This is a genomic window from Nocardioides sp. SYSU D00038, from assembly GCF_016924665.1.
GTDB lineage: Bacteria > Actinomycetota > Actinomycetes > Propionibacteriales > Nocardioidaceae > Nocardioides.
In genome coordinates this window covers 1-24,387 of record NZ_JAFFJT010000012.1, presented here as the reverse complement: position 1 = coordinate 24,387, position 24,387 = coordinate 1, and the positions used below count along the sequence as shown (strand labels likewise).

Below are 24,387 nucleotides of genomic sequence, written 5' to 3'. Positions count from 1 at the left end.
AGCCTACCGGTGAGTCACCCAACCGCGGGATTCCAGGGAGGCCAGCAGGTGCTCGGCCCGGCGCTCCTCGACGACGAGCTCCACCAGGCCGACGGGACGACCCGGGTCGTGGTCGATCCGGATGTCCTCGATGTTGACCTCGCTGGCCACCGAGTCGCTGAGCAGCCGGGCCAGCTCGCCCGGGTGGTCGGGCACCGAGACCCAGACCGACCGCATCGGCCGCGGGGGCCCGCCGTGCTTGCCCGGGATCACCCGGGTGCCGGCCACCCCGCGCTCCAGGACGTCGCGCAGCCCGTCGCGGTCGCCGGTGCCGACCGCCGCGATGACGGCGTCGAGCTCGTCGCGGACCTCGCCGAGGAGGGCCAGCACCGCATCGGCGTTGCCCGCGACGATCTGGCTGTAGAGCGCGGGGTCGCCCGCGGCCACCCGGGTGACGTCGCGCACGCCCTGCCCCGAGAGCGCCAGGTGGTTCTCCGGGGCCGCGGCCAGCCGACCGGCGACCAGGGTGGCGAGCAGGTGGGGCACGTGGGAGGTGCGGGCCACCGCCCGGTCGTGCTCCTCGGGCGTCAGCCACACGGGCGTCGCGCCGCACAGCGCGACCAGCTCCTCCACGAGCTCGACCGCGGCCACGTCGGAGGTCGGGTGGGGGGTGATCGCCCAGGGCCGCCCGTCGAAGAGCGTCGAGCTGGCCGCCAGCGGACCGGACCGCTCGCTGCCGGCCATCGGGTGGCCGCCGACGTAGCGCTCGACGCCGGGCCGGCCGGCCACCGCGGCGAGCGGAGCCGTCTTGACGCTGCCGACGTCGGTCACGACGGCGTCGCCGTCGGCGAGCGCCCCGGCGATCACCTCGGCCAGGTGGTCCGGCGGCACCGCGACCACCACGAGCTGGGGCCGGTCACCGGGGGCGGGCGCCCGGCCGGCGCCCAGCCCCGAGGCGGTGCGGACGTGCTCCGGGCTGGCGTCGTGGAGCACGACGTCGAGCCCGGCGCGGCGGCACGCGAGCCCGATCGAGGTGCCGACCAGGCCGGTGCCGATGATCGCGACCGGCCCGGCCAGCGGCTCACTCATCGTCGGGCACCGAGCGCACCCGGGTGAGGTCGGTGCGCAGCGCGGCCGCACCGTGGAGGTAGACGTGGGTGATGTCGGCGCGCGGCAGGTCGGTCTCGACGTGCGCCATCATCCGCACGACGCGCGGCATCGACCGCTCGATCTCCAGCTCGCGGGCACAGATCAGCGGCACGTCGCCGAACCCGAGCCGGCGGGCGGCGTAGGCCGGGAACTCCGAGACCAGGTCGGAGGTCGCGGTGAAGATCACCGAGATGAAGTCGTCGACCTCCAGGCCGTTGGCGCTCATCACGTCGGTGACCATCTCGGCCACCCGCTCGAGCATGTGGTCGCGGGTGTCCTCGTCGAGCTGGGTGGCTCCCCGCACTGCCCGCACCGACACTCCTCCGCCTTCCGTCGTGATCAATTCGTGACCAGAGAAGGCTAGGGCATGCCCGCCGGGGCTCGGCGCCGGTCTACGACGGCTGGTAGTCCCCGAACGACCAGCGGTTGCCCTCGGGGTCGCGGACGCTGCCGCCGCGGCCGCCGTGGTCCTGGTCGACGACCTCGCGGTCGACGCTGGCACCGGCCGCGACCGCGCGGGCGAAGACGCCGTCGGGGTCTTCGGTGACCAGGTACGTCGACGACGCGCCCGGTGCGGCGACCGGGCTGTCGGGGCGCGGCGAGCCGAACATGATCCCGCCACCGCCGGGCCAGACCCACTCGGCGTGCACGACGACCGAGGGGTCCTGCTCGTCGCGGTAGGTGGCGTGCTCGGTGAAACCGATCGCAGCCAGCCACGACATCATCGCGTCGCAGTCGCGGAAGGTCAGGGTCTGCCAGAGTCGGGTGGTCGAAGCGGTCATGGGCTCACCCTGCCGGGTCGGCCTCGCGGAGGTCTTGGACGAACGGGAGCTCCTCGCGCACCCACCGGCCCGGCGTCAGCCCGGCCAGGTCGCGCCAGTCGCGGGTGAGGTGCGCCTGGTCGGCGTAACCGCAGCTGGCCGCCACCTCGCGCAGCGGCCGGCGGCCGAGCAGTGCCCGCGACCGCTCCAGCCGTGCCACCCGCTGCCACTCCTTGGGGCTGAGACCGCTCTCCGCCCGCACCAGGGTGCCGAGGTGGCGACGGCTGTAGCCCACCTCGGCGGCCACCCGCTGCACCGGCACCCCAGCGGTGAGCCGGGCCAGCGCGCGCCCCACCTCGGCCCGCGGTCCCGCCGCCCCGTGCCGGGCGAGCGCGGTCACCAGCGCGCGCACCACCAGCCGACCCGCCTGCTCCGGCGTGCGGTCTGCGAGCTGCTCGGGCAGGTGCCGCAGCGCGGGGTCGCCGGGTCCGTCGAGCTGGGCGAGCTCGACGATCTCGCCGGCCAGCGCGGCGGCGGGCACACCGAGGAGGGCGCGGGCACCGGCGAGGGTGAGCCCGAGCTGCACCCCGCGCTGGGTGCCGTCGTGGTGGATCCGGGCGGGGCCGGTGTGCAGCCCCGAGACCGTCGACCAGCGCCGGGCGCGGGTGGCCGGGCGGTCGGCCCAGCCGACGTCGAGCGGCTCCCCCACGGGCAGCACGAAGGTGAGCGTCGTCGAGGGCAGCCCCTGGTGGACGCCGGGCACGCCGGTCTCGACGTCGTAGGGCACCAGCGAGGCGACGTACGGCGCCAGCACGGGCGGCACGGCCACGCGTGGCACCGCTGCCCTGGGCTTCCCGGTCACCCCTCCACGGTAGCCGGGCCGGACCGGGTGGACCGGGCTAGAGCTCGGCGCCGTCGAGCAGCTCGCCGAGCTCGTCGCGGCCCAGGTCGCGCAGCTCGCCGGGCTTGAGCCGGCCCAGGGTGACCGGTCCGATCCGGGTGCGGGTGAGCCGGGTGACCGGGTGGCCGACGTGCTCCAGGAGGCGTCGCACGATCCGGTTGCGTCCCTCGTGGATCACCAGCTCCACGATCGAGCGGTCGGCGACGGCCTCGACGATCCTGGCCTTGCTCACCTGCACCGGCCCGTCGTCGAGGGTGACACCGCGGAGCAGCTGCTTGACGACCTTGGGGTAGACCTGCCCGGCGACCTCGGCGACGTAGGTCTTGTCGACCTCGTGCGAGGGGTGGGCCAGCCGCTGGGCGAAGTCGCCGTCGTTGGTGAGGATGATCAGCCCGGAGGTGTCGGTGTCGAGCCGCCCCACGTGGAACAGCCGCTCGGGACGGTCGGCCACGACGTCGCCGAGCGAGCGGCGTCCCTCGGGGTCGGACATCGTGGAGACGACCCCGCGGGGCTTGTTGAGCACCAGGTAGACCTTCTCCGAGATCGGTGGCAGCCGCCGCCCCTCGACCCGTACCACGGCGGTGCGCGGGTCGACCTTGGTGCCGAGCCGGGTGACCACCTCGCCGTCGACCTCGACGAGCCCGGCGAGCATCAGCTCCTCGCACTTGCGGCGCGACGCGACGCCCGACTGGGCCAGCAGCTTCTGCAGCCGGATCAGGCCCTCCTCGTCGGTCTCGATGCCCTCCTGCTCCGGGGTCACGACGGCTCGGTGCCCCCGTCGGGCTCGGTGCTCGGCCCCTCCTCGGGCGTCGGGCCCGGCCGGGTGGCCGGCTGGGCGGCCGGCTGGGCATCGGGCTGGGCATCGGGCTGCTCGGGCTCGAGCTCCGGGCTCGGCTCGGGCGCCGGCGCGGTCAGCTCGGCCAGCTCGTCCTCGATGTCCTCCATCGCCGGCAGGTACGGCGCGAGCTCGGGCAGCTCGTCGAGCGAGGTGACCCCGATCCGCTCCAGGAAGTAGCCCGTGGTGCGGTAGAGGTTGGCGCCGGTCTCGTGGTCCTGGCCGGCCTCCTCGACCAGCCCGCGGGTCAGCAGGGTGCGCATCACGCCGTCGACGTTCACGCCGCGGATCGCAGAGACCCGGGCCCGCGAGACCGGCTGCTTGTAGGCGACCACCGCGAGCGTCTCGAGCGCGGCCTGGGTGAGTCGCGCCTGCTGGCCCTCGAGCACGAAGCCCTCGACCACCACGGCGTACTCCTCGCGGGTGTAGTAGCGCCAGCCGCCGGCGACGTTGCGCAGCTCGAAGCCGCGGCCCTGCTCGGTGTACTCCTCCGCCAGGGCGTGCAGGGCGGCGGTCACCTCCTCGACGGGGTAGCCGACCGCGGTGGCCAGCACCGTGGTGTCGAGCGGCTGGTCGGCCACCATCAGCACCGCCTCGAGCGAGGGCCGCAGCTCGGCCAGCGGGACGGCGAGCGTCTCGCCGCCCGCCTCGTCCGCAGCCTGCACGACCTCCGGCTCGACCTCGGTCGCGTCCTCACTCACCTGCGTGCTCACCTGGTTCGTCCTCCGGGGTCGGGTCGGTCTGGTCGGTGCCGGCCGGCAGCGGCACGTCGTCCTGCGGCGGGGCGCCCTCGAACTCGTCGTGGATCAGCGCGTCGACGTCGGCCTCGTCGTCGCCGGTCCAGCGAACCGTCAGCTCGCCGAGCGGGGTCACCTGGTCGAAGGCGACCGCGCCCTCGCGGAACAGCTCGAGCAGCGACAGGAACCGGGCCACCGTGGTCAGCGTGTCCGGGGAGTCGCCGCACAGGGCGCGGAAGGTCATGGTGCCGCTGCGCCGCAGCCGGTCGACGACCACCGCCGCCTGCTCGCGCACGCTCACGGTGGGGGCGTGGATGTGCTGGAGGCTGAGCTCCAGCACCGGCTTCGGCTCCAGCGCCCGCGCAGCGAGCTGGGCGAACTGCTCGAGCCCGATGCCGATCAGCACCTCGGGCAGCAGCGTGGCGAACCGCTCCTCGAGCCCGACCGCGCGCGGGTGCCGCCGGGCCTCACCGTGGAGGCGGGTCTCGAGCACCGAGGCGACCTGCTTGAACGCCTTGTACTGCAGCAGCCGCGCGAAGAGCAGGTCGCGGGCCTCGAGCAGGGCGAGGTCCTCCTCGTCCTCGACGTCGCCCTGCGGCAGGAGCCGCGCTGCCTTGAGGTCGAGCAGCGTCGCCGCGACCAGCAGGAACGACGAGGTCTGCTCCAGGTCCCAGACCGGTCCCCCGGCCTTGACGTGGGCGATGAACTCGTCGGTGACCTGCGACAGCGAGACCTCGGTGATGTCGAGCTTGTGCTTGGAGATCAGGCTCAGGAGCAGGTCGAAGGGGCCCTCGAAGTTGTCGAGGCGCACCGCGAACGCGGGGGTCTCGCCCTCGCCCGCCGGCACGGCCGCGGAGGCGTCCGTGGGTGGGGAGGTCACGGTCATTCCTCGGCCAGCCGCTTCACCAGGGCGCTCGACTCGCCCTCGGCCTCGAGCTCGGCCAGGACCAGCGCCAGCGCCTCGCGCACCAGCCGGCCGCGGTCGACGGCGATCCCGTGGCGGCGCAGGGTCAGTCGGGCGTGCTCGATGTCGAGCAGCTCCTCGGAGGTGACGTAGACCGTCATCTTCTCGTCGTGCCGCACCCGGCCGCTGGGCCGGCGGGTGGCCCCCGGCTCGGGCTGGTCGGGCACCGCCCGGACCGCGCCCTTGCCCTTGCCCTGGGCGGTCTGCCCCTTCGGGCGGGACGGGGCGTCGTCGTCGGTGGGGCGGAAGAGGTCGTCGGCCGCCGGCAGGTTCACGCGTCGTGCCACCGGACGAGCACCTCCCTCGCGAGCTGGCGGTAGGAGTCGGAACCCGAGGAGCTGGGGGCGTACGACGTGATCGGCTCGCCGGCGACCGTGGAGTCGCTGAACTTCACCGTGCGCCGGATCACCGTGTGGAACACCGTGTCGCCCCAGGCCTCGACCAGCCGCTCCAGCACTTCGCGGCTGTGGAGGGTGCGGCCGTCGTACATGGTGCCGAGGACGCCGTCGATCTCCAGGCCGGGGTTGAGCCGCTCGCGGACCTTGTCGATCGTGGTCTTGAGCAGCGCCACCCCGCGCAGCGCGAAGTACTCGCACTCCAGGGGCACGATCACGCCGTGGGAGGCGGTGAGGGCGTTGACGGTCAGCAGGCCCAGCGAGGGCTGGCAGTCGATGAGGATGACGTCGTACTCCGCCAGCGCCGGCGCCAGCGCCCGCTGCAACGTCTGCTCGCGGCCGACCTCGTGGACCAGCTGCACCTCGGCGGCGGAGAGGTCGATGTTCGACGGCAGGAGGTCCATCCCGGGCACCCCGGTGGGCACGACCACGTCGTGGAGGCCGACGTCGGGCTGCATGAGCAGGTTGTAGACGGTGAGGTCGATGTCGTGGGGGTTGATGCCGAGACCGACCGAGAGCGAGCCCTGGGGGTCGAAGTCGACGAGCAGCACCTTGCGCCCGTAGTCGGCCAGGCTGGCGCCGAGGTTGATCGTGGTGGTGGTCTTGCCGACCCCGCCCTTCTGGTTGCACATCGACACCACCCGGGCGCCGCCGTGCTCGGCCACCGGCGTCGGCTCCGGCAGCGTCGGCATCGGCCGCCCGGTCGGGCCCAGCCCGGAGCCGGCCTTGCCCCGGCCCTTGCCGCCTCGGGTGCCGATCGCGACCGGCTCGCTCAGGGGCAGGTCCTCGTCGCGGTCGGCGGGGTCGGGGGTGCGGATCGTGGGCGGCATCTGCGGCGCGGTGGCCCCGCTGCTGCCCGGGCCGGGTGCGGCTGCGCTCATGGTGGCTCCTCGGGATGGCGGGCTGCTCTTCCCAGCACCGTAATTTGTCGACACGGCGACTTGGCGCCGACTCGCGGGGGGACTCTAGGCCCGCTGCGGAGGGCCCAACAACCCGGCCACCGCCTATCCCCAGCCCCCGGTCGAATCTGTTGACGAGGTGTGCACTTCCGCCGCCTCACCTGCACAGGCGGGACCCCCCCTGTGCACAGTCCTGTGGAGACGCGACGGCGCCTCAGCGACCCGTCAGGAGCCCGGAGCGACCAGGTCGCGGTAGTCCTCGTGGCGCTCGATCCAGCGCGCGATGAACGGGCAGCTCGGCACCACCCGGTGGGTGCCCTCGGCCCGCACCGCGTCGAGCGCCGTCCGGGCCAGCACCGACCCGACGCCGTGGCCCTCGAAGGCGTCGTCGACCTCGGTGTGCGTGAAGACGATCCGCTCGCCGTCCTTCTGGTACGCCGCGAAGCCGGCCGGCTCGCCGTCGACGAACGCCTCGAACCGCGACTCCCCCGGGTTGTCCCTCACCGTCACCTCAGCCATGCCCCCACCCTAGGCCGCGCTCCCCAACCCCACCTGTGCGCGACAAGCGGCCCCGCCAACCCCGCCGAGGGGGGGGGTGGGCGGGCCAGGGAAACAGCAACAGCGCGGGGGGGGGGCGGGGGGCCCGCCCCCCCCCCCCCCCCCCCCCCCCCCCCCCCCCCCCCCCCACCGCCCCCCCCCCCCCCCCCCCCCCCCCGCGGAGGGTCAGAGGCGGCGCATGGCCAGGGTGCGGAGCACCAGCTCGCCGGACTCGTCGGAGGCGTCAAGGTCGACGAGCGCCTCGATCACCCAGTCGTGGTGGCCGGCGGGGTCGTGGAGGGTCTGGCGGGCCAGCAGCGCGCGGTCGCCGGCGAGCTCCTCGGCGTGCTCGGCGCGCAGGTCGTCGGGCAGCGGCTCGGTGGCCACGAGGTCGGGCCCTCGCGCGTCGGCGTCGAGGCGCACCTCGTCGTGGTCGGTGTAGTAGGCCTCGAGGGCCTCGTCCCACGCCGAGCGGGTCATCACCACCGGCGCGGGCGGGTCGGTGCGGTCGGCCGACTCGCGCTCCACCCGCATCAGCCCGTCGAGGTCGTCGCGGGCCACCAGCTCGACCCGGCGCCACAGCGCGTTGCGCACCATGATCCGGAACGCCCGCTCCTGCCGGGTGATCGGCCGCGGCGGGGGCGGCGGGGCGTGCGCGGCCAGGTCGGCGGCGCGGGCCGCGACCGCCTCCGGGTCGGTCAGCGCCTCCCACTCGTCGAGCAGCGAGGAGTCGGTCTGCCGCACGGTCTCGCCGAGCCACTCCAGCACGTCGTCGAGCTCGGGGGTGCGGTGCGACTCCGGCACGGTCTGGCGCAGCGTGCGGTAGGCATCGGTGAGGTAGCGCAGCACCAGTCCCTCGGAGCGGGCCAGCTGGTAGCGGCCGACGAAGTCGGTGAAGCTCATCCCCTGCTCCCACATCTCCCGCACCACCGACTTGGGCTGCAGCGCGTCCTCGGTGAGCCAGGGATGGGTCTGCCGGTAGATCTCGTACGTCGCCTCGAGCAGCTCGGCGAGCGGCTGGGGCCAGGTGATCTCCTCCAGCAGCCGCATCCGCTCGTCGTACTCGAGGCCGTCCGCCTTCATCTCGGCGACCGCCTCGCCACGGGCGGCGTGCTGCTGGGCCATCAGGATCTGCCGCGGTCCCTCCAGCACCGCCTCGAGCACCGACACGATGTCGAGGGTGTGCTCGTCGGCCTCGGGGTCGAGGACGTCGAGCGCGGCCAGCGCGAAGTGCGAGAGCTCCTGGTTGAGGGCGAAGTCCTCGGGCAGGTCGACGGTGATCACGTAGCGGCGGCCGTGCTCGTCGGGCTCGTCGAGGCGGGTGAGCACCCCGGAGCGCAGCAGCGAGCGGGCCAGCCGCAGCGCCCGCCGCGCCAGCCGCCGCCTCTCCCGCTCCGGCTCGTGGTTGTCGGTGAGCAGCCGGCGCAGCACCGGGAACGCGTCCTCCTCGCGGGCGACGACGTTGATCAGCATCGAGTTGTCGACCCGCATCCGCGAGACCAGCGGCTCGGGCTCCCCCGCGACCAGCTTGTCGAAGGTCTGCTCCGACCACACCACGGTGCCCTCGGGGGGCTTGCGGAGCTGGGCCTTGCTCTTCTTCTTCGGGTTGGCGAGGTTCTTGGCCTCCGCCTTGGCCTTGGCACGCTCGTTCTCGATGACGTGCTCGGGCGCCTGCACGACGACGTAGCCGGCGGTGTCGTAGCCCGCGCGTCCGGCCCGCCCGGCGATCTGGAGGAACTCGCGGGTGCGCAGGATCCGCTGCCGGTTGCCGTCGAACTTGGCGAGCCCCGTGAACAGCACGGTGCGGATCGGCACGTTGATGCCGACGCCGAGCGTGTCGGTGCCGCAGATGACCGTCAGCAGCCCCTGCTGGGCCAGCTGCTCGACCAGGCGACGGTAGCGCGGCAGCATCCCGGCGTGGTGGACTCCGATGCCGCGGCGCAGCAGCTTCGACAGGACCCGGCCGAAGCCGGCGCCGAACCGGAAGCCGGCCAACCGCTCCTTGAGCGCCTCGTCCACGGTGATGCCGAGCTTGGCGTTGAGCAGCGAGGTGGCGTGCTCGACGGCGTCCTTCTGGGTGAAGTGGACGACGTAGACCGGCGCCTGACCGGTCGTGACGATCTCCTCGACCGTCTCGGCGAGCGGGGTCAGCTGCCAGGTGAAGCTCAGCGGCACCGGCCGCTCGGCGTCGGCGACCAGGCTGGTGTCGCGGCCGTTGCGCCGGCTCAGGTCGGCCATCAGGTCGGTGACGTCACCCAGGGTGGCCGACATCAGCAGGAACTGCGCCTGGGGGAGCTCCAGCAGCGGCACCTGCCAGGCCCAGCCGCGGTCGGGCTCGGCGTAGAAGTGGAACTCGTCCATCACCACCAACCCGACGTCGGCGGTGCTGCCCTCGCGCAGCGCGATGTTGGCCAGCACCTCGGCGGTGCAGCAGATGATGGGGGCGTCGGAGTTGACGCTGGCGTCGCCGGTCAGCATGCCGACCTGGTCGGCGCCGAATACCTCGCACAGCGCGAAGAACTTCTCGCTCACCAGCGCCTTGATCGGCGCGGTGTAGAACGACACCCGGTCGTCGGCCAGGGCCGCGGCGTGGGCCCCCACGGCGACCAGCGACTTGCCGGAGCCGGTGGGGGTGGCGAGCACGACGTTGCTGCCCGCGAGCAGCTCGATGACGGCCTCGTCCTGGTGGGGGTAGAGGCCGAGACCCTGCTCCTCGACCCACGCGACGAGCGCGGCGTAGACGTCGTCGGGGTCGGTGCCGGTGGGGATGTCGAGCCTGGCCATCAGCGCCTCGGTCTCACTCTCGGGCTCGGGGGTGGGCGGCGGCGTAGACCTCGCGCAGGCTGTCGACCGTGACCAGCGTGTAGACCTGCGTGGTCGTCACCGACGCGTGGCCGAGCAGCTCCTGCACCACCCGGACGTCGGCGCCGCCCTCGAGCAGGTGGGTGGCGAAGGAGTGGCGCAGGGTGTGGGGCGAGACCTCGCGGGTGACGCCGGCGCGCTCGGCGTGGCGGGTGAGCACCGCCCAGGCCGACTGGCGGGAGAGCCGGCCGCCCCGGGCGTTGAGGAACAGCGCCGGGGTGCCGCGGCCGGCCGAGACGAGCTCGGTGCGGCCGCGCACCAGGTACGCCTCCACCGCCTCGCGGGCGTAGCTGCCCACCGGCACGATCCGCTCCTTCGAGCCCTTGCCGCGCAGCAGCACGGTGCCGTCGACGAGGTCGAGGTCGTCGACGTCGAGCCCGACCGCCTCGGAGATCCGCGCCCCGGTGCCGTAGAGCACCTCCAGCAGCGCCCGGTCGCGCAGCGCCAGCGTGGTGCCGGCCGAGCCCGCGGCCGCCAGGATCGCCTCCACGTCGGCCAGCGGCAGCGCCTTCGGCAGCCGCTTGGCCGGGGTGGGCGGCTTCACCGCCGCGGCCGGGTCGGCCTCGGCGAGCCCGTCGGCGACGGCGAAGCGGTGGAACCCCCGCACCGCCACCACCGTGCGCGCCGCCGAGGTCGAGCTCAGCGGCGGGTGGTCGGCGTCGCCCTCGCGCAGCCGCACCAGGAAGTCGAGCACGACCTCCTCGGAGACGTCGGCCAGCCGTCGTACGCCGCGGTGGTCGAGGTGGTCGAGGTAGCGCCTCAGGTCGCGGCGGTACGACGACAAGGTGTTGGCCGCGAGCCCGCGCTCGACCGAGAGGTGGTCGAGGTAGGTGCGGACCGCGTGCCCCAGCTCCTCGGTGCCGACGCTCACCCGGTCGGGCTCCTCACGCCGACAGCACCTCGTCGAGCGCCACGGCCTCGATGCCGGTGGCCTCGCCGACCGGGGCGTTGGTCAGCCGGCCGGCGTGGGTGTTGAGACCTCTCGCGAGGCTCGGGTCGGCGGCGCACGCGTCGCGCCAGCCGTGGTCGGCCACCGCCATCGTGTAGGGCAGCGTGGCGTTGGTGAGGGCGTAGGTGGAGGTGTTGGGCACCGCGCCCGGCATGTTGGCCACGCAGTAGAACACCGAGTCGTGCACGGCGTACGTCGGGTCGTCGTGGGTGGTGGGCCGGGTGTCCTCGAAGCACCCGCCCTGGTCGACGGCGATGTCGACCAGCACCGAGCCGGGCTTCATCGCGGCGACCAGCTCGTTCGAGACCAGCTTGGGCGCCGCGGCGCCCGGCACCAGCACCGCCCCGATCACGAGGTCGGCCTGGAGCAGCTGCTGCTCGATCGCCAGCCGCGAGGAGGCGAGCCCGTGCACCCGGTTGTTGTAGCGCCAGAACGCCATCCGGAGCTTGTCGAGGTCGGTGTCGAGCAGGGTGACGTCCGCTCCCATGCCGAGCGCGATGTTGGCGGCGTTCTGGCCGGCCACCCCGGCCCCGATCACCACGACCCGGGCCTGCTCCACGCCGCCCACGCCGCCGAGCAGCACGCCGCCGCCGCCCTCGGCCTTCATCAGCGTGTGCGCGCCGACCTGGGGCGCGAGGCACCCGGCGACCTCCGACATCGGGTAGAGCAGCGGCAGGCCGCCCGAGGGCAGCTGCACGGTCTCGTAGGCGATCGCGGTGACCTTGCGGGCGAGCAGCTCCTCGGTGAGGGGCTTGTCGGCGGCCAGGTGCAGGTAGGTGAACAGGGTCAGGCCCTCGCGCAGCCGGTGGTACTCCTCGGCGACCGGCTCCTTGACCTTGAGCACCAGGTCGGCGGTGCCCCACACCTCGTCGGCGTCCGCGATGATCGTGGCGCCCTCGGCGACGTACTGCTCGTCGGTGATGCCGGAGCCGGCCCCGGCTCCGCGCTCCACCACGACCTCGTGGCCGTGGGCGGTGAGCTCGTGCACGCCGATGGGCGTGATCGCCACCCGGTACTCGCGGTTCTTGACTTCCTTCGGTACGCCGACCTTCACGTGGGACTCCTCGAGGGACTGGTGGCGCCACCTCGTCGTGGCGCTGACGCGAGGTTACTTCCTGCGCTCCCACGGTCCGGCGCCGCTGCCCGCGAGTCCCCGGGCCTGCGCCAGCAGCACCGCGGTGACCAGCGGCGCGTCGGTGAGCCGGCCGGCCAGGCAGCCCGCCACCAGGTCGTCGAACGGCGCCCAGAAGACCTCCATCTCGGCCTCCTCGTGCTCGAGCACGAAGTCGCTGCGGTCGACCTCCCGCAGCCCGCGGGCGAGGTAGAGGTGGTGCCGCTCGGCCGAGATCCCGGGCGAGGCCCAGGTGGAGGCCAGGTGGGTCCACCGCTCGGCGGCGTAGCCGGCCTCCTCGCGCAGCTCGCGGCGAGCCACGTCGAGCGGGTCCTCGCCGGCCACGTCGACCAGCCCGGCGGGCACCTCGACGAAGCGGGTGCGGGCCGGGTGCCGGTACTGGCGCAGGCACAGCACCCGGTCGTCGTCGTCGACGGCCAGCACCACCGCGGCGCCGGGGTGCTCGACCACCAGGCGCCGGAACGGCTCCTCGTCGGGGTGGCCGGGCCGCTGCACCTGGTCGGCGCGCAGCGCCACCACCCAGCCGTCGCGGTGCAGGTCCGCGGTGGCGACCACGGGCCACTCCTCGGGAGAATCGACGAGGTCGGGCATGCCGAGACGCTACCGTGCGGGGCAGCCCGCACCGCCCCCCGGGCCGCAGGAGGACCGACCATGAGCCAGGCGTCGACCCTGACGCTGGAGGAGGCGCGCGAGCGCGCCTCCTACCTGACCGTGGAGCGCTACGACCTCGTCGTCGACGTGCGCGGCATGCGCGGCGCCGACGTGTGGTCCGCCGAGTCGCGGATCACCTTCACCTGCCGCCCGGGTGCGCGCACCTTCGTCGAGTGCGCGGGCGAGGTGCTGGCCGCCACCCTCAACGGCGTCGCCATCGACCTCGAGCAGGTGCGCCGGGGCCGGATCCCGCTGTCCCGGCTGGCCGCCCGCAACGTGCTGGTCGTCTCCTCCACGGCCTCGGCCGCCCACGCGTCCGTGCGCCGGTTCGTCGACCCGTCCGACAACCAGACCTACGTCTGGACCGCGGCCCAGCCAGACGCCGCCGGCCAGGCCTGGGCCTGCTTCGACCAGCCCGACCTCAAGGCGGTGCACCGGCTGACCGTCCACGCCCCCGGCGACTGGACGGTCGTCACCGGCACCGCCCCCGACGAGGTCCGCGACCTCGACGACGGCGGCCGGTCCTGGGTCTTCGCCGAGACCCCCCGGCTGCCGTCGTACGCCGTGGGTCTGCACGCGGGGCCGTTCCACGAGGTGCGGCGCGAGCACGGGGAGCACGACCTCGGCTTCTACTGCCGCGGGTCGGTGCGCGACCTGCTCGACCGCGACGCCGACGAGCTGGCGCGGGTCACCGGTCGCGGCCTCGACTTCCTCCGCGACCACCTCGGCCGGTCGCTGGGCCGCTACGACCAGGTCTTCGTCCCGGGGCTGCGCGCCGGGCTGGCCCACTGGGGCGGGGTCACCCTGGGCGACGACGCGCTGCACCGCGGGACGCCGACGCCCGGTGACCGGGCCGCGGTCGCCGACGAGGTGCTCGGCAACCTGGCCCGCTCCTGGTTCGGCGGCCAGGTCACCCCGGCCTGGTGGGACGAGCTGTGGCTCAGCGAGGCGCTCACCGCGTGGGTCGCCGCGATCGCCGGCAGCGGCGACCTGCCCGGCTTCGTGCTGGGCGGGGCCCGGCGCGGCCGGCTGGCCGAGCTCGCACCCACCCGGCACCCGCTGCGCGCCGACGTCCCCGACGCCAGGTCCTCCTACCTGGCCCTCGACACGCTGACCCGCGAGACCGGACGGGCGGTGGTGCACCAGCTCGCCGTCACCGTCGGCACCGACCGGCTGCTGGCCGGCCTGCGCCACTACCTCGCCGGGCACAGCGGCGGCACCGCCACCGCCGCCGACCTGCTCGCCGCGATCGCTGCTGATGCACCCGGTGAGCTCGCGGACGGGTCGGATCTCGACGGGCCGGATCTCGACGGGCCGGATCTCGACGGGCCGGATCTCGACGGGCCGGGCCTCGACGAGTGGGGCAAGGCCTGGTTCGACACCGCCGGGGGCGACACCCTCACGCTCGTCGACCACACCCTGCTGGTGACCGGTCCCGACGGTGCCCCGGGTCGCCCGCACCGACTGGTGATCGGCTCCTACCGGCTGGAGCAGGACGGCGCGCTGGTGCGGGTGGCCCGCACCGACGTCGACGCGGCCGCGCCCACCACCGACCTGTCGACCGAGCTGCCCGAGGCCGACGTACGCCTGGTCAACGACGACGCACTGACCTGGGCCGCGACCCGCACCGACGAGCGCTCGCTGACGGTCCTGCTCGGCCACGCCGAACGGCTCGCCGAGCCGGTCTCGCGGGCGCTGGCGGTCGGCTCGGCGTGGGACCTGCTGCTGCGCGGCGAGCTGTCCAGCGGCGAGCTGTTCGACCTGGTCGTCCGCACGGCCGCCGCCGAGCCCGACCCGGCGCTGCTCGAGGCGCTGCTCGTCCTGGGTCTGGAGGTGGCCGAGCACTGGACCGCCCGCGGCCTGGTCCCCCGCCGTCTCGGCCGGCTGGCCGAGGTCGCCCTGGCGCGCTGCGACGACGAGACCGAGCCGGTGGCGGCGCTCCGCGCCCTGGCCTGGACGGCCAGCCGCCCCGAGCACTTCGAGGCCCTCGACGCCGCCACCGGCGGCGACGTCGACCTCGCCTGGCGGGTGCTGGCCCGCCGCGCCTCGCTCGGCCGCGACCTGCCGTCCGACGCCGAGGCCCTGACCCGGCGCGACCCGCACCCGGAGACCTGGGTGAGGGCGTTGTGGGTCACCGCCGCCCGCCCCGACCCGGCCGCCAAGGACGAGGTCTGGGAGCAGCTCTTCCGCACCCGGCGGGTGCCCGTCGACGCCCAGCTCCCCCGGCTCGCCGCCTGCTTCTGGCGGCCGGTCCAGCACGCCCTCCTGCTCCCCTACGCCCGGCGCTACCTTGAGGAGGCCGAGGCCCTCTCCCGCACCGGCGGCCCCGGCCACCTCCTGCTGCTGCGAGCGATGACGCCGACGGTCGTCGACGAGGAGTACGTCGAGGCGGCGCTCTCCCTGGCCGGCCGCGACGGGCTCAGCCCGGGCGTCCGGGCCGTCGTCCTGGAGGCCGCCGACCTCGCCGCCCGGATGCTCCGCGCCCGCTCCTGACCCACCGCTGGTTGAGGTGCGAGCGGGGCGAGCCTCGAGACCCCCGCACCCGAACACCCACCGGCCCGCGCTGGTTGAGGTGCGAGCGAAGCGAGCCTCGAAACCCCCGCACCCGAACACCCACCGTCGGGAACGGGAGCGCTCCCGTCTCACCGGGTCTCGAGGCTCAGGCCTAACGGCCTTCGCACCTCGACCACCGCGCCACCGGTGGTCGAGCAGCGACGAGCCCCAGCGAGGAGCGCCCGTCGAGACCACCGCACCCAACGCCCCTCCGGTGCCCCGCGCTGGTTGAGGTGCGAGCGAAGCGAGCCTCGAAACCCCCGCACCCGAACACCCTCCGTCGGGAACGGGAGCGCTCCCGTCTCACCGGGTCTCGAGGCTCAGGCCTAGCGGCCTTCGCACCTCGACCACCGCGCCACCGGTGGTCGAGCAGCGACGAGCGCCAGCGAGGAGCGTCCGTCGAGACCCCGGACGCCCGGACGCCATCCGGCCCCACCGGAGGGCACCCGTCTCACCGGGTCTCGAGACAGGACTTCGTCCTTCCTCGACCAACGGCGGGAGCGGACTCACGCCTCCGGCTGGGGCTCCCGACGCAGGCCGCTCTCGTCGATGGGGAAGCGCAGCTCGCGCTGCCGCTCGATGGCCGCACCGACCAGCCCCGCGAAGAGCGGGTGCGGGCGGGTCGGTCGCGAGCGCAGCTCGGGGTGGGCCTGGGTGGAGACGTAGTAGGGGTGCACCTCGCGGGGCAGCTCGACGAACTCGACCAGGTTGTTGTCCGGCGAGGTGCCGGAGAAGACCAGCCCGGCCGCCTCCAGCTGCTCGCGGTAGGCGTTGTTGACCTCGTAGCGGTGCCGGTGCCGCTCCTCGATCGACGGGGCGCCGTCGTAGGCGCCGCGCACCACCGAGCCCTCCTTGAGCTCCGCGGGGTACAGGCCCAGACGCATGGTCCCGCCGAGGTCGCCCGCGCCCTCGACGAAGGCCATCTGCTCGGCCATCGTGGCGATCACCGGCTCCGGGCTGCCGGGGTCGAACTCCGTGGAGTCGGCCTTCTCCAGGCCGGCGACCTGCCGCGCGTACTCGATCACCATGCACTGCAGGCCCAGGCAGAGGCCGAGCGTGGGGATCCGGTGGGTGCGGGCGTAGGTGAGCGCGCCGATCTTCCCCTCCAGGCCGCGGACCCCGAACCCACCGGGGACCAGCACCGCGTCGACGTCGCTGAGGTGCTTGGCCGCACCGGCCGGGGTCTGGCACTCGTCGGAGGCGATCCAGCGGATGTTGACCTTGGCCTCGTGGGCGAAGCCACCGGCGCGCAGCGCCTCGGCGACCGAGAGGTAGGCGTCGGGGAGGTCGACGTACTTGCCGACCAGCGCGACCGAGATCTCCTCCTTGGGGTGGTGCACCCGGCGCAGCAGGTCGTCCCACAGCGTCCAGTCGACGTCGCGGAACGGCAGGTCGAGGCGGCGCACCAGGTAGGCGTCGAGCCCCTCGCGGTGCAGCACCTTGGGGATGTCGTAGATCGACGGGGCGTCGGCGGCCGTGACCACGGCCTCCTCGTCGACGTCGCACATCAACGAGATCTTGCGCTTGATCGACTGCGGCAGCTCGCGGTCGGCCCGGCAGACGACGGCGTCGGGCTGGATGCCGACCTGGCGCAGCGCGGCCACCGAGTGCTGGGTGGGCTTGGTCTTGAGCTCGCCCGAGGGCCCGATGTAGGGCACCAGCGACACGTGCAGGAAGAAGCAGCTGTCGCGCCCGATCTCGTGCCGGGTCTGCCGGGCGGCCTCCAGGAACGGCAGCGACTCGATGTCGCCGACGGTGCCGCCGACCTCGGTGATCACCACGTCGACGTCCGGGCCGCCCATCGCGAGGATCCGGTCCTTGATCTCGTTGGTGATGTGGGGGATCACCTGCACGGTGTCGCCGAGGTAGTCGCCGCGCCGCTCCTTGGCGATCACGCTGGAGTAGACCTGGCCCGTGGTCACGTTGGCGATCTGGCCGAGGTCGGTGTCGAGGAACCGCTCGTAGTGGCCGATGTCGAGGTCGGTCTCGGCCCCGTCGTTGGTGACGAAGACCTCGCCGTGCTGGAACGGGTTCATCGTCCCGGGGTCGACGTTGAGGTAGGGGTCGAGCTTCTGCATCGTGACCCGCAGGCCACGCAGTCGCAGCAGGCGACCGAGGCTCGACGCCGTCAGGCCCTTGCCGAGTGAGGAGGCGACGCCTCCGGTGACGAACACATGCTTGGTGGGCGACGGGCTCCGCATGGAACTCCATCCTAGGTCACGTCCGGGGGTGCTCCGACCGCGCCACGCGGACCGGCAGCACCGGACCAGACCGCGCCCCACCACCCGACCCCGGCGATCCCCTTGCGTGACAGGCGAAAAGGAGTCACAGGTGGCGCAGCCGAGGCGGCCGGAGGCGGTCAGCCCAGAGCGCGGGCGGGCGAGGCGACCTCGAGCAGCTCGCGGGCGTGGGCCAGCGCGGAGTCCGACTCCGCCATGCCGGCGAGCATCCGGGAGAGCTCGCGCTCGCGGCCCGCGGCGTCGAGGACGGTCAGCCCCGAGCTGGTGACGGAGCCGTCGCTGGCCTTCTCGACCACGACGTGCCGGTCGGCGTACGCCGCGACCTGGGGCAGGTGGGTGACGACCAGCACCTGCGCACCGGTGGCGAGCCGGGCCAGCCGCCGGCCGATCTCGACGGCCGCCGACCCGCCGACGCCAGCGTCGACCTCGTCGAAGACGAACGTCGGCACCGGGCTGGTGCCGGCGAGCGCGACCTCGAGGGCGAGCATCACCCGGGAGAGCTCGCCGCCGGACGCGCCCTTGTGCAGCGGCCGCGGCTCGGAGCCGGTGTTGGCGGTCAGCAGGAACTCGACATCGTCGACCCCCGAGGCGGTGTGCCGCAACCAGCGACCGTCGACGAGCAGCGGCGCGCCGGCGGCGCCCTCGGGCGGCTCCTCCACCTCGTGCTGGCGGACCTCGACCGCGACCACCGCGTGCGGCATCGCCAGCTGGCCCAGCTCGGCGGTGATCGCCTCCGAGAGCCGGCCCGCGGCCTCGGTGCGCAGCGACGACAGCGACGCGGCGGCGTCGGCGAGCTCGCCGCGCAGCCGCTCCCGCTCGCCCCGCAGCTCCTCGATCCGCTCGTCGGTGCCGTCGAGGTCGAGCAGCCGGCGGGCCGACGACTCGGCCCAGGCCAGCACCTCGTCGATCGTGTCGCCGTACTTGCGGGTGAGCGCGGTCAGCGCGGCGCGGCGCTCGGAGACCGCGGCGAGCCGGGCCGGGTCGGTCTCGACCCGGGAGGCGTACGACGCGACGTCGGCCGCCACGTCGGAGAGCAGGTAGGTGATCTCGGCGAGCCGGTCGGCCAGCTGGCCGGCCTCGTCGTCGTGCTCGCGCACCGAGTCCAGTGCGGTGCGCGCGTGCGAGACGACGGTCAGCGCGTCGGGTGCCCCCTCCTCGCTCGACAGCGCCTCGCGGGCCTGCTCGGCCGCGGTCCGCAGCGTGTCGGCGAACCCGAGACGGGCCTCCTCGCGGGCCAGCTCGGCGTCCTCGCCCGGGTTCGGCTCGACCGCCTCGACCTCGCCGAGGCCGAAGCGCAGCAGGTCGGCCTCGCGAGCCCGGTCGCGGGCGGTGGTCACGACCTCGTCGAGCTCGTGCTCGACCTCCTCGAGCCGCTGGTGCAGGTCGCGGTAGGCGGTCGCCACGGCGGCGAGCCCGGGGCCGCCGAACCGGTCGAGCGCGTCGCGCTGGGCCCGCGGCTGCAGCAGCCGGTGCTGGTCGGACTGGCCGTGCACGGCGACCAGCGGCTCGGCGACCTCGGCGAGCGCCGAGACCGGCACCGACGCGCCGCCGACGAACGCGCGCGAGCGGCCCTCGCTCGACACGTTGCGGGCCAGCACCACCCGGTCGTCCTCGACCTCGCCACCGACGTCCTCGACGGCGGCGGCGAAGGCGGGCAGGTCGCCGGCGTGCACGACGCCCTCGACCCGCGCCGTCCGGGCCCCCGAGCGCACCGCCCCGCTGTCGGCGCGGCCGCCGAGCAGCAGGCCCAGCGCCGAGACGATCATGGTCTTGCCTGCCCCGGTCTCACCGGTGATCACGGTCAGCCCCGGCCCGAGCTCGAGGGTCGAGGAGTCGATCACCCCGAGCGAGCCGATCCGGATCTCCTCAAGCATCGCGCTCCCCCCGGCGCTCCGCGGCGCCGCGCCAGCCCGAGACCGGCAGGTCGAACTTCGCGACCAGCCGGTCGGTGAACGGCGCCTCGAGCAGCCGCGCGAGCCGCACCGGGCACTCGCCGCGGCGGACCTCGATCCGCGCCCCCGGAGGCAGGTCGACGGCCCGGCGGCCGTCGCACCACAGCACGCCGGCGCCGTCGGTGCGCGCGATCACCTCGACCGCGAGCAGCGAGGTGGGGGCCACCACCATCGGACGGGCGAACAGCGCGTGCGCGCTGATGGGCACCATGAGGAGCGCCTCGACGCCGGGCCACACGATCGGCCCGCCGGCGCTGAAGTTGTACGCCGTCGACCCGGTCGGGGTCGCCAGCACCACGCCGTCGCAGCCCCAGCGCGACAGCGGCCGCCCGTCGATCTCGACGACCACCTCGAGCATCCGCTCGCGGGCGGCCTTCTCGACGCTGGCCTCGTTGAGCGCGAACGTCCGCATCAGGAGCTCGCCGTCGCGGTAGGCGCGCACGTCGAGCGTGAGTCGGTCCTCGACGGTGTAGCGACGGCCGACGATCGCGTCGATCGTCGAGTCCACGTGGTCGGGCTCGGCCTCGGCCAGGAAACCCACGTGGCCGAGGTTGACCCCGAGCACCGGCGTGCCGGTGCCGTGGGTGATCTCGGCGGCGCGGAGGATCGACCCGTCGCCGCCGATCACCAGGGCCAGCTCGCAGTCGTCGGCGGCCCCGGCCTCCCCCGGTGTCAGCTCGAGCGCGGGGGCGTAGTCGCCCGGCTCGACCCCGAGGTCGGAGGCCTCCTCGGCCACCATCCGCACCACGATCCCGTGGCCGGTCAGCGCCTTGCAGCAGTCCAGCGCCACCTCGCGGGCCTCGGCCCGGCCGGTGTGGGTGAGCATGAGCACCCGGCGCGGCACGGCGACGGGGTCGGGCTCGTGGCTGGTCACGGGTCCACCTTCTCACCCGCCGCCCCCACCGGCGCCGCATCCCGCACGTGGGTGTGGATGGCGTCGTCGTCGAGCGTGGCCGGCCCGCGACGCAGCCAGAGGAAGAACTCCACGTTGCCCGAGGGGCCCGGCAGCGGGCTGGTCGCCACCATCCGGGCGCCCCAGCCCCGCTCGGCGGCGGCCCGGGCGACGCCCACGACCGCCTCGGCGCGCAGCGCGGGGTCGCGCACGACACCGCCCCGACCCACCCGCTCCTTGCCGACCTCGAACTGGGGCTTGACCATCAGCGCCAGGTCGCCGTCGTCGGCCGTCACGCCCAGCAGCGCGTCGAGCAGCAGCCGCAGCGAGATGAAAGACAGGTCGCCGACGACCAGGTCGACCGGACCCCCGATGGTCGCAGTCGTCAGGTCGCGGACGTTGGTGCGGTCGTGCACACGCACCCGCTCGTCCTGCTGGATCCGCCAGGCCAGCTGTCCGTAGCCGACGTCGACGGCCACCACCTCGGCCGCACCGGCGCGCAGCAGCACGTCGGTGAAGCCGCCGGTCGAGGCGCCGGCGTCGAGCACCCGCCGCCCCGCCACCTCCAGACCGGCCGGGCCGAACACCGCCAGCGCTCCCGCGAGCTTGTGCCCTCCGCGCGAGACGTAGTCGGGCCGGTCGGGGTCGTCGAGCACCACGATCGCGACGTCGGTGGTCACCCCGGTCGCCGGCTTGGTGGCGACCGCGCCCCGCACCTTCACCCGGCCGGCGGCCACCAGCTCGCTGGCGTGCTCGCGCGACCGGGCCAGCCCGCGCCGGACCAGCTCGGCGTCGAGTCGCAACCGACGCGGAGGCACCTCAGGCCGGGTCGCCAGCCGGGTCGCCGGTCGGCTCGGCGGACTCCTCGGGGGCGGCGTCCAGCGCCGACCGCAGCCGCTCGTGCGCCTGCTCGAAGACGGCGACGTGCTCCTCGACGGGACGGTCGGCCAGCCCCTCGACCGATCGCACCACCTCGTCGACGGCACCCACCCCGGTCGGCTCCGGGGAGTCCTGGTCGGAGTCCTCGGCCACGTCCGCGTCGTACGCCGCGTCGCCGTCGCCGGGCGGCGGGGTCGGGAGGTCCGGGTCGTGGTCGTCGCGCATGGGCCGAGGCTACCCCGTGGCTCGTCCCGGCAGCAGGCCCGCACAGCCCGGCACCGACCCGTCCCGGTCGGCAGCCGACCAGGCCGCCGCGGCCACGACCCGCCACCAGTCGTCGTCCGTGCCGGCGCCCGCCACGACCAGGTGGCCGTCGTGCACCGACGCGTGCCAGCCGCCGAGCGCGGCGCCGTCCTCGAGCCGCTCGGGTGCCCGGTGCTCGACCAGCAGCCCGGCCAGGTCGGGCGCGAGGTAGCTGGGTCGGCTGCCCTCGGGGGCCCCGACCACCTCGGCCAGCCCGCTGACCCCGGTGAGCACCAGCAGCGACGGCAGGCCCAGCGCCTCGGCGCCCTCGATGTCGGTGTCGAGGCGGTCGCCCACCATCAGCGGTCGCTGGGCGTCCATCCGGCGCACCGTCTCGTCGAGCAGCGGTCGGGCGGGCTTCCCGGCCACCACCGGCTCGGCCTCGGCGAACCGGGCGATGGTCTCGACCAGCACCCCGTGCCCCGGCGCGACGCCGTAGTCGGTCGGGATGCTGAGGTCGGTGTTGCTGGCCACCCAGGGCAGCCCGTCACGCACCCGGACGGCCGCCCGCATCACCTCGCGCCAGAGCACCTCGGGCCCGTAGCCCGTCACCAGCGCTACCGCGGACTCGTCGTCGACGTCCACCGCGACCACACCTGCTTCGGCCAGGGCTGCCTCGAGCCCCGGGCCGCCCAGCAGCGCGACCCGCGCACCGGCCCCGAACCGCTCCACCAGCACCCGCGCGGCGGCCTGCGCCGAGGTCACCACGTCCTCCGCCGCCGCGGGCACTCCCAGCTCGGTCAGGTGGGCGGCCACGGTCTCCGGCGGTCGGGAGGCGTTGTTGGTGATGAACGCGACCGCGGCCCCCGCCTCGCGCGCCGCGGCCAGGTGCTCGGGAGCACCCGGGACGGCCCGGCCGCCCACGTAGACGACCCCGTCGAGGTCGAGCATGACCAGGTCGTGCGCCCGGCACAGCGGGCCGTCGGACGTGACCAGCATCGGGCTCCTCGGGCGGGGTGGCAGCGGTAGGTGGCACGGGTGGGTGGCACGGGTGGGCCGTTGGTGCGCAACCCTACGATGAGGGGGTGGAGGTCGGAGCCGTGGTCACGCCTCCCTACGTCGCCCGGCCGCTGCGGCTGACGCCGTTCCGCGGCTTGATGCTCACCCCCCGCCGAGTCGGCGACCCGGCATCGGGCCGGCTGTTCGCCCGCCCCTACCTCTCGGTCGCCGGCCGCCTGCTGCAGTGGCAGGAGCGGGGCCAGCTGCACCACGACGACGAGCCCGCGCTCTACCTGCACGAGTACACCGCCGGCGGCCTGACCGTCCGCGGGCTGGTGGGCGCCCTCGAGCTCGGCCGGCGGGCGGCGCGCCCCGAGGACCGGGCGGTGCTACCCCACGAGGGGATCCGCCCGGTGCAGGCCGACGACCTGGCCGACCGGATGACGCAGCTCGAGCTCAACCCCGCCCCCATCCTCCTGGTGCACCGCTCCCACGACGACGCACGCGCCGCGCTGGCCGAGGTCGCCCGGGGCGCGACCGACCACGAGTTCGACGACCGGGCCGGGCAGCACCACCGGATCTGGGCGATCCGCGACCCCGCGCTGCTGGAGCGGCTCGAGGTCGCCCTGGCCGGTTCGCGCGCGCTGATCGCCGACGGGCACCACCGCTACGCCGCCTACCTGCGGATGCAGAGCCGGGCGCCCGGTGGGGCCGCCGATCGCGGCCTGGCGATGCTGGTCGACCAGGGCGAGACCCCGCTGTTCCTCGGCCCCATCCACCGGGTGCTGACCAAGGTCAGCCTCGAGGACCTCGCCACCGCGGCGGCCGCGACCGGGGGTCGCTTCGCCCCCACCGACCGCGACGCCGCCGTCGCCGCCCTCGACGCCGCCACGATGGCGGTCACCGACGGACGCGCCTGGGGCACCTTGTCCCTCCCGGTCGGCACCGACCGGGCCGTCGTAGAAGCGCTCCACGAGGACCTGGTACCGGCGCTGCCGCGCGGTCCCCAGGCGATCACCCACTTCCACACCGTGGAGGCCACCCTGGCCGGCCTGCGGCGGGGGCAGGACGTCGGGCTGTTGATGCCCGCCCCGGACGTCGACCTGGTGATCCGGATCGCCGAGGACGACCGGCTGCTGCCGGAGAAGGCCACGTCGTTCCAGCCCAAGCCGTCACCGGGAGTGCTCATCCGCTCGCTGCGCGACGGCTGATCCGACCCCGGGTCACCTCGACCTCCACCCGCGACGCCGTCGCCCCCGACGCGCGGAAGAACCGGCGCCGCATCGAGCCGGACACCTCCACCACGTCGCCGGCCGACCACGCCGCGACCGACCGCTGCACCCGTGGCGTCCAGGCAGCACAGTCGAGGGTGTCGACGCTCTGGCGGCCCCGAACCTCCGCACGCGGTCGCCCCACCACCAGGCGGAACGTCCACACCGTGTCGCCACTCGGCAGCTCGCGGACCTCGGGCTCCGCTGCCAAGCGGCCGACCAGGCGCACCTCGTTGGCGTGCTCGGGCTCGTCGCGCCCCGGGACCCCGGGGTCCGCGGCCTTCCTGCGTGCTGACATGCACATCACCTCCACCGACAGCCTCGCCGCAGGGGGCGACGTCGCGACGGGCCACTATCCGCGGCGGTGCAGAACGCCGATCGGGAGGGTCGATGTGCACGACACCTGGCCCTCCCCGACAGGCCGAAGATGCCGGAAATGACAGCAGGCCCATCCCCGAAGGGATGGGCCTGCTGGAAAGAATGTCCGGCGGCGTCCTACTCTCCCACAGCCTCTCGGTTGCAGTACCATCGGCGCTGAAGGGCTTAACTTCCGGGTTCGGGATGGGACCGGGTGTTTCCCCTTCGCTATGGCCGCCGTAACTCTTGC

General features: G+C 74.5%; 23 protein-coding genes and 1 rRNA gene. 2 read left to right on the top strand and 22 right to left on the bottom strand.

The window, feature by feature from the left end; genetic code table 11:
- Positions 1-3 precede the first annotated feature (3 nt).
- The 14 genes from JT721_RS06660 to JT721_RS06595 all read right to left on the bottom strand — a co-directional run bounded on the left by JT721_RS06660 (position 4) and on the right by JT721_RS06595 (position 12,691).
- Positions 4-1,068, bottom strand: coding sequence for a prephenate dehydrogenase (locus JT721_RS06660; RefSeq protein WP_205472172.1), 1,065 nt, complete (start codon positions 1,066-1,068; stop codon positions 4-6).
- Positions 1,061-1,441, bottom strand: a complete 381-nt coding sequence (gene aroH / locus JT721_RS06655; protein WP_307827922.1) for a chorismate mutase — start codon at positions 1,439-1,441, stop codon at positions 1,061-1,063. Before aroH ends, JT721_RS06660 begins: the two co-directional genes overlap by 8 nt.
- Positions 1,442-1,520: 79 nt before the next feature.
- Positions 1,521-1,910 carry a glyoxalase/bleomycin resistance/extradiol dioxygenase family protein gene (locus JT721_RS06650; RefSeq protein ID WP_205472170.1) on the bottom strand — a complete coding sequence of 130 codons (390 nt, stop codon included), beginning with the start codon at positions 1,908-1,910 and terminating at the stop codon, positions 1,521-1,523.
- Positions 1,911-1,914: 4 nt separating this feature from the next.
- Positions 1,915-2,751, bottom strand: coding sequence for a helix-turn-helix transcriptional regulator (locus JT721_RS06645; RefSeq protein WP_307827921.1), 837 nt, complete (start codon positions 2,749-2,751; stop codon positions 1,915-1,917).
- Positions 2,752-2,788: 37 nt separating this feature from the next.
- Positions 2,789-3,550 carry a pseudouridine synthase gene (locus tag JT721_RS06640; RefSeq protein ID WP_205472169.1) on the bottom strand — a complete coding sequence of 254 codons (762 nt, stop codon included), beginning with the start codon at positions 3,548-3,550 and terminating at the stop codon, positions 2,789-2,791.
- On the bottom strand, positions 3,547-4,338 hold the full coding sequence (gene scpB / locus JT721_RS06635; RefSeq protein WP_374220879.1) for an SMC-Scp complex subunit ScpB: 792 nt from the start codon (positions 4,336-4,338) through the stop codon (positions 3,547-3,549). Before scpB ends, JT721_RS06640 begins: the two co-directional genes overlap by 4 nt.
- Entirely contained in the window at positions 4,319-5,248 is a 930-nt protein-coding gene (locus JT721_RS06630; RefSeq protein ID WP_205472168.1) for a ScpA family protein, read from the bottom strand. Before JT721_RS06630 ends, scpB begins: the two co-directional genes overlap by 20 nt.
- Positions 5,245-5,613, bottom strand: a complete 369-nt coding sequence (locus JT721_RS06625; protein ID WP_205472167.1) for a hypothetical protein — start codon at positions 5,611-5,613, stop codon at positions 5,245-5,247. The genes JT721_RS06630 and JT721_RS06625 overlap by 4 nt, the downstream gene beginning before the upstream one ends.
- The gene (locus tag JT721_RS06620) at positions 5,598-6,413 is read right to left on the bottom strand and encodes a ParA family protein (RefSeq protein ID WP_240340276.1); all 816 of its coding nucleotides are present in this window, start codon (positions 6,411-6,413) and stop codon (positions 5,598-5,600) included. Before JT721_RS06620 ends, JT721_RS06625 begins: the two co-directional genes overlap by 16 nt.
- A 432-nt stretch (positions 6,414-6,845) precedes the next feature.
- The gene (locus tag JT721_RS06615; protein ID WP_205472166.1) at positions 6,846-7,139 is read right to left on the bottom strand and encodes a GNAT family N-acetyltransferase; all 294 of its coding nucleotides are present in this window, start codon (positions 7,137-7,139) and stop codon (positions 6,846-6,848) included.
- A gap of 204 nt (positions 7,140-7,343) precedes the next feature.
- Positions 7,344-9,941: an RNA helicase gene (locus tag JT721_RS06610; RefSeq protein ID WP_205472165.1), complete on the bottom strand. Its 2,598-nt coding sequence runs from the start codon at positions 9,939-9,941 to the stop codon at positions 7,344-7,346.
- 13 nt (positions 9,942-9,954) lie between these two features.
- Positions 9,955-10,890, bottom strand: coding sequence for a site-specific tyrosine recombinase XerD (xerD, locus tag JT721_RS06605; protein ID WP_205472164.1), 936 nt, complete (start codon positions 10,888-10,890; stop codon positions 9,955-9,957).
- 13 nt (positions 10,891-10,903) lie between these two features.
- The gene (gene ald, locus JT721_RS06600; RefSeq protein WP_205472163.1) at positions 10,904-12,022 is read right to left on the bottom strand and encodes an alanine dehydrogenase; all 1,119 of its coding nucleotides are present in this window, start codon (positions 12,020-12,022) and stop codon (positions 10,904-10,906) included.
- 54 nt (positions 12,023-12,076) lie between these two features.
- Positions 12,077-12,691 carry an NUDIX domain-containing protein gene (locus JT721_RS06595; RefSeq protein WP_205472162.1) on the bottom strand — a complete coding sequence of 205 codons (615 nt, stop codon included), beginning with the start codon at positions 12,689-12,691 and terminating at the stop codon, positions 12,077-12,079.
- Between the two features lie 60 nt (positions 12,692-12,751).
- Here JT721_RS06595 and JT721_RS06590 point away from each other — a divergent pair, with 60 nt between their 5' ends.
- Positions 12,752-15,244: an ERAP1-like C-terminal domain-containing protein gene (locus JT721_RS06590; protein WP_205472161.1), complete on the top strand. Its 2,493-nt coding sequence runs from the start codon at positions 12,752-12,754 to the stop codon at positions 15,242-15,244.
- Positions 15,245-15,810: 566 nt separating this feature from the next.
- Here JT721_RS06590 and JT721_RS06585 read toward each other — a convergent pair.
- From JT721_RS06585 to JT721_RS06560, 6 genes are all read right to left on the bottom strand, one after another.
- Entirely contained in the window at positions 15,811-17,505 is a 1,695-nt protein-coding gene (locus tag JT721_RS06585; RefSeq protein ID WP_205472160.1) for a CTP synthase, read from the bottom strand.
- 158 nt (positions 17,506-17,663) lie between these two features.
- On the bottom strand, positions 17,664-19,418 hold the full coding sequence (gene recN, locus JT721_RS06580) for a DNA repair protein RecN (protein WP_205472159.1): 1,755 nt from the start codon (positions 19,416-19,418) through the stop codon (positions 17,664-17,666).
- Positions 19,411-20,322, bottom strand: a complete 912-nt coding sequence (locus JT721_RS06575; RefSeq protein WP_205472194.1) for an NAD kinase — start codon at positions 20,320-20,322, stop codon at positions 19,411-19,413. The genes recN and JT721_RS06575 overlap by 8 nt, the downstream gene beginning before the upstream one ends.
- A gap of 44 nt (positions 20,323-20,366) precedes the next feature.
- Complete coding sequence (locus JT721_RS06570; protein WP_205472158.1) at positions 20,367-21,206, bottom strand: TlyA family RNA methyltransferase; 840 nt, start codon at positions 21,204-21,206, stop codon at positions 20,367-20,369.
- A 1-nt stretch (position 21,207) separates the two neighbouring features.
- Positions 21,208-21,492, bottom strand: coding sequence for a hypothetical protein (locus JT721_RS06565; protein WP_205472157.1), 285 nt, complete (start codon positions 21,490-21,492; stop codon positions 21,208-21,210).
- Between the two features lie 9 nt (positions 21,493-21,501).
- The gene (locus JT721_RS06560) at positions 21,502-22,509 is read right to left on the bottom strand and encodes an HAD-IIA family hydrolase (protein ID WP_205472156.1); all 1,008 of its coding nucleotides are present in this window, start codon (positions 22,507-22,509) and stop codon (positions 21,502-21,504) included.
- 86 nt (positions 22,510-22,595) lie between these two features.
- Between JT721_RS06560 and JT721_RS06555 the strand changes: the two genes are divergently transcribed.
- Positions 22,596-23,720: a DUF1015 family protein gene (locus JT721_RS06555; RefSeq protein WP_205472155.1), complete on the top strand. Its 1,125-nt coding sequence runs from the start codon at positions 22,596-22,598 to the stop codon at positions 23,718-23,720.
- Here the strand turns inward: JT721_RS06555 and JT721_RS06550 are convergent.
- Positions 23,695-24,078 (bottom strand): single-stranded DNA-binding protein, encoded by a 384-nt coding sequence (locus JT721_RS06550; protein WP_205472154.1) that lies wholly within the window; start codon positions 24,076-24,078, stop codon positions 23,695-23,697. The two genes, JT721_RS06555 and JT721_RS06550, sit on opposite strands and share 26 nt — an antisense overlap.
- Positions 24,079-24,262: 184 nt before the next feature.
- Positions 24,263-24,379: ribosomal RNA gene (rrf, locus tag JT721_RS06545) — 5S ribosomal RNA — on the bottom strand.
- Positions 24,380-24,387: the final 8 nt, after the last annotated feature.